11 protein-coding genes and 1 pseudogene are annotated in these 9,525 nt (G+C 54.8%); 8 read left to right on the top strand and 4 right to left on the bottom strand.

Annotated elements, in window-relative coordinates; translation table 11 throughout:
* Positions 1 to 240: 240 nt before the first annotated feature.
* A complete protein-coding gene (locus ACIQ17_RS26260; protein ID WP_398472234.1) occupies positions 241 to 729 on the bottom strand; it encodes a hypothetical protein in 489 nt (162 codons plus the stop codon).
* A gap of 129 nt (positions 730 to 858) precedes the next feature.
* On the opposite strand from ACIQ17_RS26260, the gene ACIQ17_RS26255 reads away from it, so the two are divergent.
* Positions 859 to 1,101 carry a helix-turn-helix domain-containing protein gene (locus tag ACIQ17_RS26255; RefSeq protein ID WP_398472232.1) on the top strand — a complete coding sequence of 81 codons (243 nt, stop codon included), beginning with the start codon at positions 859 to 861 and terminating at the stop codon, positions 1,099 to 1,101.
* A gap of 49 nt (positions 1,102 to 1,150) precedes the next feature.
* Here the strand turns inward: ACIQ17_RS26255 and ACIQ17_RS26250 are convergent, their stop codons facing one another.
* A complete protein-coding gene (locus tag ACIQ17_RS26250; protein ID WP_398472231.1) occupies positions 1,151 to 1,573 on the bottom strand; it encodes a hypothetical protein in 423 nt (140 codons plus the stop codon).
* Positions 1,574 to 1,773: 200 nt separating this feature from the next.
* Here ACIQ17_RS26250 and ACIQ17_RS26245 point away from each other — a divergent pair, with 200 nt between their 5' ends.
* From ACIQ17_RS26245 to ACIQ17_RS26220, 6 genes and pseudogenes are all read left to right on the top strand, one after another.
* Positions 1,774 to 3,177: a toll/interleukin-1 receptor domain-containing protein gene (locus tag ACIQ17_RS26245; protein WP_398472230.1), complete on the top strand. Its 1,404-nt coding sequence runs from the start codon at positions 1,774 to 1,776 to the stop codon at positions 3,175 to 3,177.
* Positions 3,174 to 4,727 carry a hypothetical protein gene (locus tag ACIQ17_RS26240; protein ID WP_398472229.1) on the top strand — a complete coding sequence of 518 codons (1,554 nt, stop codon included), beginning with the start codon at positions 3,174 to 3,176 and terminating at the stop codon, positions 4,725 to 4,727. The genes ACIQ17_RS26245 and ACIQ17_RS26240 overlap by 4 nt, the downstream gene beginning before the upstream one ends.
* Positions 4,728 to 4,753: 26 nt before the next feature.
* On the top strand, positions 4,754 to 5,659 hold the full coding sequence (locus ACIQ17_RS26235) for a hypothetical protein (RefSeq protein WP_398472228.1): 906 nt from the start codon (positions 4,754 to 4,756) through the stop codon (positions 5,657 to 5,659).
* 1,442 nt (positions 5,660 to 7,101) lie between these two features.
* A complete protein-coding gene (locus ACIQ17_RS26230; RefSeq protein ID WP_398472227.1) occupies positions 7,102 to 7,368 on the top strand; it encodes a hypothetical protein in 267 nt (88 codons plus the stop codon).
* A gap of 441 nt (positions 7,369 to 7,809) precedes the next feature.
* Positions 7,810 to 7,962: a hypothetical protein gene (locus ACIQ17_RS26225; protein WP_398472226.1), complete on the top strand. Its 153-nt coding sequence runs from the start codon at positions 7,810 to 7,812 to the stop codon at positions 7,960 to 7,962.
* Between the two features lie 494 nt (positions 7,963 to 8,456).
* Positions 8,457 to 8,531, top strand: a pseudogene (locus ACIQ17_RS26220) (NUMOD3 domain-containing DNA-binding protein); the annotation flags it as partial.
* A 38-nt stretch (positions 8,532 to 8,569) separates the two neighbouring features.
* Here the strand turns inward: ACIQ17_RS26220 and ACIQ17_RS26215 are convergent.
* Complete coding sequence (locus ACIQ17_RS26215) at positions 8,570 to 8,809, bottom strand: hypothetical protein (protein WP_398472236.1); 240 nt, start codon at positions 8,807 to 8,809, stop codon at positions 8,570 to 8,572.
* A gap of 152 nt (positions 8,810 to 8,961) precedes the next feature.
* On the opposite strand from ACIQ17_RS26215, the gene ACIQ17_RS26210 reads away from it, so the two are divergent.
* Positions 8,962 to 9,138, top strand: a complete 177-nt coding sequence (locus ACIQ17_RS26210) for a hypothetical protein (protein WP_398472225.1) — start codon at positions 8,962 to 8,964, stop codon at positions 9,136 to 9,138.
* 254 nt (positions 9,139 to 9,392) lie between these two features.
* Here the strand turns inward: ACIQ17_RS26210 and ACIQ17_RS26205 are convergent, their stop codons facing one another.
* Entirely contained in the window at positions 9,393 to 9,524 is a 132-nt protein-coding gene (locus ACIQ17_RS26205) for a DUF3606 domain-containing protein (RefSeq protein ID WP_398472235.1), read from the bottom strand.
* Position 9,525 lies beyond the last annotated feature (1 nt).

Raw genomic sequence — 9,525 nt, 5'->3', positions numbered from 1 at the left:
GCATCCGATCTGTGGTCGCGGCTTTCTACTCCGTAAGAGTTTTAGGTCGGGGGAGCAGGACTTCTCCGCCTCCGTACAGCGCGTAACCTACCCGACGTTGGTCCGGTCGCCCCAGTCAGTCGATGACTTTCCACCGCTTCCGGACTTCCTGTTGAATTCTGGCTTGGACTGGATCGGCGGCAGAAAATCACCTTTTAGCCCGTCGTCGCATCGCCGATGCTTCACCGAAGCTTCGGGATATCACCAATCCGTCGAAGATGTTGCACCACTACCGTATTCCTTATTGTACTTCCGCTCAAACTTCTCACCGCACTGGTCACATTCAACGGTGTCAGTAACTCGGTAAAACTCAGCAACCCACGTATCGTGCTGATACTGCGGGGTGCCGTCCTTGGCAGAATGAGAAACTACCCTTACGGTTTGACGCGGAACGGCCGTAATGAGCTGCTCGTCTCGATCTACAAGCACCATGCTGAACGGTGCGGAACACGACGGGCACGTCGCGTACCGTGATTTCTTCTTCATCGAGAGGACGTAGACCACGGTCGCGCTGAATATCGCTAGGATGGCCGCAAGCGGGACCGAAAGGTTCGGGTCAGTGACAAAGCGCATCACTACAATCCCTCCCAGGATGAAGACGAAGCAGAAAGCCAACAGGCTGCCGATGACGCTCCAAAAACGGGCCTTAAACTGCCCCCAGCGCTGCGCCTTACTCAATTCCTCAGTCATATCGTCCCCCAAGTGGAGCCACAGATGGATCTGGCTCTAATCCACGCGGCGCATATGTGAAGGGATATCTGAGATTTTTGTCTGTTTAAAGCGGTAGGCATATAACAGACAGGCCGATCATCTGACCGGATGGATTTCCGTCAGATTTTCGCAACGAATCTGCGCCGCCTGAGACAGGAGAAGGGCTTGTCTCAGGAAGAGTTGGCGCATGAGGCAGGGGTGAATCGGACCTATATGAGCAAGCTTGAGCAGGGGCAGACCTGGGTCGGCTTGGAGATCCTGGTGAAGCTTGGGGCTGTGCTCGGAACGGAGCCGGCCGACTTTTTGCAGAAGCCAGCTAAGCGAGCTCGGGCAACTAAGACTAAGGAATAAGCCCAGAGGGCACGGCAGGCGGCCACCGAAAGCAGCCGCCCTGCCGCGTTCACTTCTTTCCAGAAGGCATCTGACGGAGCTTGCTCGCAGCTGCGAAGTGATCGTCCAGCTCGCCGGCCCGAATGGCCGAAATCAGGGTATCGATAACCGCCGGAAGCTTGTCCTTGGACGGGACGACGATCCCGGTCTTGCCCTTTTCGAACTCGATCGGCTTAGAGCCGAACTTGATGGACATTAGAAGCTGACCGGATGCATCGGTCTTCCACCAGGGCCGGACCCTCTGGCGGCGGACGACGGCCTGCCTGGTGCCATCGACTTCGGCTGTACGCTGGACGGTCCGGACATATCCGGGGTCTTCGAGCAGTCGCTTCTGCTCTTCCAGCTTCTCGATAAACTTGACCCGGCGCACGAAAGCCGGATCGGTCGAAACCTTAGACATTGCGGTGAATGAGAGGGACTTAAGAACAGCCATTTGAGGTTCTCCGTGTTGGATAAACCTCGCCTGATTTATACAGCTTCCGGCGCTTGTAACTGGCTATCTATGAGAATGATGAGCTTTTCGTTTGATAGCAGAGCGACCATGTGAGCGTATCGGGCGGTTGACCATAGCATGTTGAGCTCGTTTTTCCGATACTTCTAGGCCTGCGATGATTCGCTCTTGAGATTGCATGTATGACGGATCCTCAATCAAAGAACCGGGATATACTGTTTATCAGTAAAGCGACTCCCGGTAATGATGAGTTCGCACTCTGGCTTGCGCCAAAGCTAGAGGCGGAGGGATATGCCGTCTATGCCGACATCATTCGCCTTGATCCAGGATCGCGCTGGCGCAAGGAACTGACTACGACGCTTCATGTCCGTGCGGTAAAAATGCTACTTTGCTGCGAGGATGCGACACTTGCGGCGAACGGTGTACAAGAAGAAATCGCGATTGCCGAAGACCTAGCAAAAGCTCTCGGTGACCCGAATGTTATTATCCCACTTCGTCTGAAGGAATTCAAAAAACTGTTCGGAATCGCCGGACTCCAATACATCGACTTCGAGAACCGGTGGGCTGAAGGTCTCAGTAAACTTCTTAAATACCTTGATAAAGCGAGCGTGCCACGCGATACTTCAGCTGTCCGCATTAGCCAAAATTGGGAGCAGTATCGACGCCGAAATGCAATCCCGATCAAGCAAGAGCCAGAGCCATTAACATCAAACTGGCTGCGCATGATGGAGCTTCCGGATGTCATTCGCTACTTCGAGCCGACTGGTGCAGTTGACCAAGCAGCGATGTTTCGCGCCTGTGGTAGGTTCAAGTATCACGCCGAGCGTTATCTACGTGGGTTCTTCAGCTTTGCTGAGCCGCATGTAGTCAACGAAAGCTTCGAATCCGTCGCGGCGTTTGAAGTGGTACACGAGATTAATACCCTAGAGTTCTTGCGCAATGGATGGCCCGAGAAAGGCTTGCGCCCGCGCGAAGCGACAAATTTCGTTCAATCTATTTCCCGAAAGGCGTGGGAAGCTACTTGTCAGTCTCTCGGCCTTCTGAGTTTTGCCTACTCTAAGAACCCCGGCTTTCATGTTTCTAAGGATCAAGTACGAATCGGCCAACGCATCCCATGGGGCACGCAAGGTGAGAAGCGCTCATCGATGCTACGCAACAGAGCTAAGGGCCACGTTTGGCACTATGGTGTAACGGCGCTGCCGGCTTTCTGGCCATTTCCACATTTTAAGCTCAAAGCGCGCGTTCTTTTCAGCGAGATTGCTGCTGACGAAGCAGGCCTCGTGATCGAGGATAAGAAAAAGCAACATCGTCTTAGACGTAGCGTCTGCAAGGGGTGGCGTAACAAGCAATGGCACGGGAGATTGCGTGCGTTTTTAGAGCTCCTGTGCGGCGAGTCGTCAGCGATCATTCTGCGCGTAGGAGAGGCGCAGTGTATTCGCGTTGAGAGCTTGCCAGTGTTCTTTACGTCGCCGGTCACCACTGAACTTCCAGACGAGATTGATGATGGCGACGAGGAGACTGATGAATCGACGCTCACCGGTGTGGTGGGTGAACGCGGTGATGAGGCTGAAGAGGAGATCGCATGAATTTGCCTGAGGTTTCGCTTTCAGTCGTTCATATCGATGAGCCAATGCTCGCGTTTAATTTCGAGCAGAATACAGTGCATCCAAAGGATGGCTTGTTCCTTTACGGTCCGCATCTGAAGGCAAGGAACACGCGCGAAATTCGCATCGGCGCGATAGGCACATCCGCGGGCATTAAGCATTTTAAGACCTGGGCGCAGCGTCTCATCAGGCGCGTTGACGTGCCTCCACCTGGAAAGCGAGACAAAAAGAATCGCCTCCACTTGTCAGATTTTCCAGGAATTGAAGAAGCATTCGGCGTTACATTCGTTCCGGACGCAATAGTGATATACACCATTGATCTGAAAGATATCGATAGCGCCACCACTACGCTTAATCATCATGAAGCGGTGCGTTCTGCTGTTGACCTTTATGTAAATAAGATCAAGCAGCACGATGCCAATGAGGAGCAACGTATCGACGTCTGGGTTTTTGTGCTACCGGAGATTATATTTGACCGATGTAAGCCTAAGTCTCGGCGTTCCGGCATCGCACTTCATGTCGGTGAGTTTCACAAAAAACAAACCGAAAGATCGGAGATGCCTTTACTCGAGGGCGTCATCGACTTGTCGTCAGAAGAAATCTTTGACGATATTCCGGATTTTCACAGACAAGCAAAGGCCGCGCTTCTCAAGCTTAACTACACCTCGCAGCTCTTGCGTGAAACAACGTTGGCGCCTGACCAATTTGTGAACAAGGCAGGTTACCCAATCCGAGTGCTGCAAGATCCCGCGACCGTCGGATGGAATCTTGCGACCGGACTCTACTATAAGACGCAGCCCTTGCCGCCTTGGAAATTGGCAACGGCCCGGCCCGGCGTCGCCTATATTGGCCTCGTGTATAAAATGCTTCCGAATAATAAAGACAACCACGCCTGCTGTGCGGCTCAGATGTTTTTGGCTGAAGGTGACGGTGTGGTTTTTCGCGGTGCAAATGGCCCATGGCAAACGAGCAAATATGAGTTTCATCTAGGTGCGGCAGCTGCGACGAATCTCATCAAGAAGGTGCTGGTCACTTATGAAGATAAACATAGATCTCCTCCGAGAGAGTTGTTTATTCACGGCAAGACGACATTCAACGACGAAGAGTGGGACGCCTTCGCCAAGGCAGTTCCGTCGGTCACCAATCTCGTCGGCGTTCGTATTCGTACAACGGATGCCGAAACAAAACTCTTCCGGGATGGTGACTATCCCGTGCTGCGCGGGACGGCGCTGATACTCGACGAGAAAAATGCGTATCTTTGGACGAACGGCTATCTGCCGCAGCTTGACACCTATATCGGTCCGGAAACACCAAACCCGCTTTTAATCTCAGTACTACGGAGCACTGGCGATCCGCCGCCCATCATCGATGTACTACGCGACATTATGGGCCTCACCAAGATCAACTATAACGCTTGCAACTTCAACGACAGCCTTCCGGTTACCGTAAGATTTGCGGAGAAGGTTGGAGACGTGCTCGCGATGGGCAGCGCTAAGGGTGCGGAGAAGCAACCATTTAAATTCTATGTCTAGGGGGGGTGCGTCGTATGTACCATCTTATGGTCTCTGCCAATCCTGACGCATGGAACGGCGAGCCGTGGGAGATTGAACGCTCGCGTGTTCTCAGGGAATACACTGCCGAGCAACTGTCGCAACGATATGGCGGTCTTAATGAGGCTGACATACCTGCCCTAATGCGCTTCCCAGTTCTATTCGCGCAAGAAAATGCTAACGGTAGTGCAGCTCGTGTTGGCTGGATTACACGTATCCGTCACCGTGCGAACGAGGTCCGAGTGGAATACGTGCTTGATCCCGCGTTCCCGTCGATTGCACCTGAGCGCTTGTTGGAATTTCAGTGGGATCTCGACCTGACCGACTGGGAAATGAATCGAACGCATTGGGCTTTGAAGGACGTCGATCTGTTTCCAGTTCTCGTGGAAAAAGGGCTCATTCACCCCGGGACGCTAAATGCGCAACCGCCGGGAAGCCGAATTGCCGAGCAAGGCTTCGGTCAACGGATCGATATTCCAGCGCAGCCACGAGTTTTTCGCCTGCCTGCGGCGCCACCAGAAGCGGATCTGGTATCTGTCATGATGCCATTTTCTCCGGAGTTTGGTGTAGTGTTCGGCGCGATACAGAACGCCTGCATGCAAAGCGGACTACGATGCGTAAGAGCTGACAATATTTGGCAGGAGAGCGAGGTAATACAGGATATTTTCTCGCTGATCTTTCGTTCAAAAATCGTAGTTTGCGACTTTACACGGCAAAATCCCAACGTCTTTTATGAAACTGGTATTGCGCACACTCTTGGTAAGCACGTTGTTCCCATCGCGCAAAATGGCAATGACGCGCCGTTCGATTTGCGGCACCACCGCTACCTCACATACACAAATACACCTGAAGGGTTAGAGCTCTTAGCCCAAGCCCTTACGCCTCGGCTTCGAACGCTCCGCGACCTTGCATAGGCGGCCACCGTCAGTTCGAAGAGACAACTGATGATACTTGGTCCATTGTATCATCAGTCGGCATAAGCCATTGAGCACGTATGGCTTCTTTCTAGGCTGACGCAAGTCCGTTCAGACAGAAAAGATATTTTGGCAGCATACGGTCGCAAAATCCCGAGTGTGAGGATGTCAGTTCCCGGCGCAAAACGGAACGAAGCTGAAATCAAGGTCGTGCGCTTCTGGACCGATCAAATTCTCTATCGCCTCTAATAATAATTCCAGTAACTTAGCGCTACACGAGTGGCGCGCCGGGGGACGTAAAGCGAACCAAAATGCACGAAGAGGCATACGGTTCGCGCTGGTTTGCGCTAGTGCACCTGTGGTGAGCCGTAACGCCCTCAAGAGGCGTGCGGAGCTCACAACTCGCAGCATGCCTGCTGCTCAACCCTCCAAGTTGCAAGGTGCCTTCTCAAGGGCGCCTTATTTACCCCAAACAAGTGAAACCCCGCCGAGGGAAACTGGGCTTCCAGTCTGGGGATCTTTGAGCGCTTGGGGTCCACCCACGCAGGGGTAGACGCAGCTAATCGGGAAGGTTCAAAGCGAGCGCCCGCCGTCCGGGCATTGGGGGCTGAGGGAGACGGCGGGGCTCAGCCTGGGCGAAAGTCGACTTCGCCCATGAATCAAGATGATGATTCGTGCGCTGTTCCGTTGGACAGAAAAAAGCCCCGCCGAAACGGGGCTAGAGTTTGTGGCGGGCTATCTCGGGAGGAATTGGACAGCCGTGCGAGCAATCCCGACCTTACTGCACTGTTCCCTAGATGGCGCAGGCACCCGTCCAGCACTCAACCCCTTCGATGAGCCCAGTGTCTTGCCGGAAGCGCTCGCTAAAGCCCCATGGGCGGAGCGGAAGGGGTAAGGTCCGAAGGACGGGCTTTGATGACCGGTATGCCGGATCGGAGGAGTCACGGATATGTCGGGCGGCATCGGAGGCGGTGATATCTCCTCCACGGCTGATCACCTCCAGCCGGTCATTTAAATCGACGTAGAAGCCGGCCAACTTCATAAAGTCGAGAGCGACAGACTCTGCGTAAAAGCTCATTCTTCCGCCGCTCTCGTAACCAGCTTTCGCTCCTCGAGCAGTCTGGACGGCTTCACGTATTGAGCGCGGTAGGGGCTGGCCGTGTTGTCGCACTGCCAGCACGCCATCGGGCTCGATCTCATCCCAATCCTCGCACCACCAACGCCTGCAATGCGCGCACGTATAGTGGCAGCGGAACATGCGTTCCTCCGTTCAATAGGTTGGAGATGTCGTTTGATGTGGAAAGATGATGCGGGATTACATCGTATACCGCACCCTATTTTAGAAGGCGCCTAGCGGCACTGCGGTGCATCGACGAATTCTATTAACCGCGTAGGAACTCTCCCGATACATCCGCATTGAGCAGAAAATTCGGGAGGCTCCCATGCGGATGGAAAATGTTCTGAGTAGCTGGAATGGGCCGGACAGCCTCATTGTCGAAAACTTCGACAAGAATGTCCGCTTCAATATGGAGATGGCACTCGACAAGGCATGCCAGTCACTGCCACCAGCGCTCAACAATCATGACTTCCGCCGAATGATCGCGGTCAAGATTGCTGAGCAGGTCAAGGGCGGGCCTTGTTCGACGGAGACGATCAATCTCGCCGCAGCCAAGGCAGTCGAGGATCTCCGGCAGCAGCATTCTCGTTAGGCCGGTTGTCTTGCCAGATCGAGGGCTGCTCTTTCTTCGCCAGCGGCACCGAGGCCCTTTGAAGTTCTTCTGCCAGGGCCAAAACTTGTTTTCGTCGCTCTGGTTCGCTGATGTTCAGATAAGCGACAACGAGCTTCAGGGCCTCGTCATCTGACGCCCGGCCAAAATTCCACATTTCCCAACCCCTGCGCCCTCTATTGGCGCGTAGCGAGCCATCCGGGGCGTGCGCACGGTATCTCCGCGCGGGATGTTCGCAAGTGGAAATGCCCGTTCCACGCATGTCTCCCGGCTTTGTGACAATTCCGCACCTGCTTGTGGCAAACAATCCTGATTGACCGATAAGTCCGCGTGACTCACCTTGGCTGCAAGGCCGGTGAGCATGCCCCCTCCGGGCCCGACTATTTACTGCGGTGCATTGGTTCAACAACAGAAAGAAGGTGCATGGATGCAATCACACCTCCATCGATAAAAGAACGCCCAATCATTTTTAGCGCCGCCGAGGTGCGCGCGATATTGGAAGGCCGCAAAACGCAGACGCGGCGAATAGTCAAAAAGCAAATGTTCGGTGCTGAGTACAACGACTTCGCGCATTAAGACAGACCGGCGCATACATTAGAACGTATGCGCCAACAGGGGTACTTTGGATTCTCAGCTCGCAAGTATCCTCATGGTACGGGAAGTCCATGGGCAATAAAGTGCCCCTACGACCAGCCGGGTGACCGGCTGTGGGTGCGGGAAACGTGGGCTCAGAACCAAAATCAGTGCAGCGAAACATGTATAGATGACAGCTTGGTTTACCGGGCTGACGGTGAGTTTCGAGCACAGGATAACGGCACCGACCTGCCTTGGCGTGCGTCAATTTACATGCCCCGCTGGGCCAGTCGCATTTTGCTGGAAGTGGTGAGCGTGCGGGTGGAGCGGCTGCAGGATATTTCTGAGAAAGACGCGGAAGCAGAAGGCACTCCAAAACCCGAGCATTTCAGGCACTACCGCACTGCCTATGCCGACCTTTGGGAGGCCATCAGCGGCGCTAGAAGTTGGGGCGCCAATCCTTGGGTGTGGTGTGTGGAATTTCGGAGGGTTGGATAATGCCCGCCAACCACTGCAAGCCCCACAGCGTAGAATCTCGCGCCAAGATGAGCGCGGCGCATCGCGGCAAAGCGAACCTAGCCCGCCGTCGCCCCTCACAGGTCAATAGACGTCAGATGGCCAACTTGAGGTCTCGTGTTACCTTGTATTCCATGTACTTGCGGATCGCCCTGTTCGACAACAGGAGACGGCTGCGGACGCCCTGCCGGATCATCGACTCGACGTGGTACAGTAAGACCCCGCTGCACACCTCAGCGTCCTCGATCTCGCCGGTAAGCTCCAGATAATCCCACGCGATCTGGATGGCCTCCTCCATGAGGATGGCTAGGCTCGGGATCTGCGGCTGGTTCATCATGCAAGACCAAGTGGGACGAATGTTTCTCGTTCCCATCCGCGCCGCTACCTGGGCTTTTAAGTCACACCGCGAAGTTATTCAGAGGCGCCGGGAACCCCGGCGACCTTTACGCTTCTCTCCGTCGGGATTTCGCCACTGGGGATGAAGTGATGGCTGATAGAGCTTGTCCGAAATGCACGTCGTCACTGTTTCTGCAGCGGATCGAGCCGGGCATGAAGGGCTACGTCAACCGGGTATTCGAATGTCGCCAGTGCGGCACCGAGAAGACCTTTCCCGGCCGCGCTAGGCCGGGAGTATCATCGTGGCCGCACGACGAGGTCGCCTAGAGCCTATACGTAGGTGCCGTCGTTTCTTCGCTGGCCAGGCCGGAGGCTTTCCTCTTCCCGTTGCAGCATGTCGCGACGTTGGGCCTTCAGTGCGCGCACGCCTGCCAACTCTCCGCCGAGCTGACGTGCGGCCTTCTTTACTGAAGACGCCGAGCGGTTGAGGGCAGCAGCACACCGGGAGGCTGAAGCTCCTTGAGACATCAGCAGTCGCAGCTTCTGCAGGTCTTGCTCAGTCCACCGCCGAACAAGCGGCTTCATACCGCCAGCTCCTTGCGAACGGCAGCGGCAGAGTTGCCGACCTTATCGACGACCTTCTGCAGCTGATCTTTCGTTACGCCAAGCTGATGCGTCCAGTATTTGACCTCATGGGCCTCGTGCATGTTGATT

This window comes from Tardiphaga sp. (genome assembly GCF_044340795.1).
Taxonomy (GTDB): domain Bacteria; phylum Pseudomonadota; class Alphaproteobacteria; order Rhizobiales; family Xanthobacteraceae; genus Tardiphaga.
The sequence above is the reverse complement of the archived record's forward strand: the minus strand, read 5'-3'. Positions and strand labels throughout refer to the sequence as shown.

What these genes read in the sequence shown, in the direction of transcription:
- ACIQ17_RS26235 (WP_398472228.1), top strand. Translation starts at nt 4,754, where the DNA reads ATGGTCTCTGCCAATCCTGACGCATGGAACGGCGAGCCGTGGGAGATT.
- ACIQ17_RS26260 (WP_398472234.1), bottom strand. Translation starts at nt 729, where the DNA reads ATGACTGAGGAATTGAGTAAGGCGCAGCGCTGGGGGCAGTTTAAGGCC.
- ACIQ17_RS26245 (WP_398472230.1), top strand. Translation starts at nt 1,774, where the DNA reads ATGACGGATCCTCAATCAAAGAACCGGGATATACTGTTTATCAGTAAA.
- ACIQ17_RS26215 (WP_398472236.1), bottom strand. Translation starts at nt 8,809, where the DNA reads ATGAACCAGCCGCAGATCCCGAGCCTAGCCATCCTCATGGAGGAGGCC.
- ACIQ17_RS26250 (WP_398472231.1), bottom strand. Translation starts at nt 1,573, where the DNA reads ATGGCTGTTCTTAAGTCCCTCTCATTCACCGCAATGTCTAAGGTTTCG.
- ACIQ17_RS26255 (WP_398472232.1), top strand. Translation starts at nt 859, where the DNA reads ATGGATTTCCGTCAGATTTTCGCAACGAATCTGCGCCGCCTGAGACAG.
- ACIQ17_RS26210 (WP_398472225.1), top strand. Translation starts at nt 8,962, where the DNA reads ATGGCTGATAGAGCTTGTCCGAAATGCACGTCGTCACTGTTTCTGCAG.
- ACIQ17_RS26230 (WP_398472227.1), top strand. Translation starts at nt 7,102, where the DNA reads ATGCGGATGGAAAATGTTCTGAGTAGCTGGAATGGGCCGGACAGCCTC.
- ACIQ17_RS26240 (WP_398472229.1), top strand. Translation starts at nt 3,174, where the DNA reads ATGAATTTGCCTGAGGTTTCGCTTTCAGTCGTTCATATCGATGAGCCA.
- ACIQ17_RS26225 (WP_398472226.1), top strand. Translation starts at nt 7,810, where the DNA reads ATGGATGCAATCACACCTCCATCGATAAAAGAACGCCCAATCATTTTT.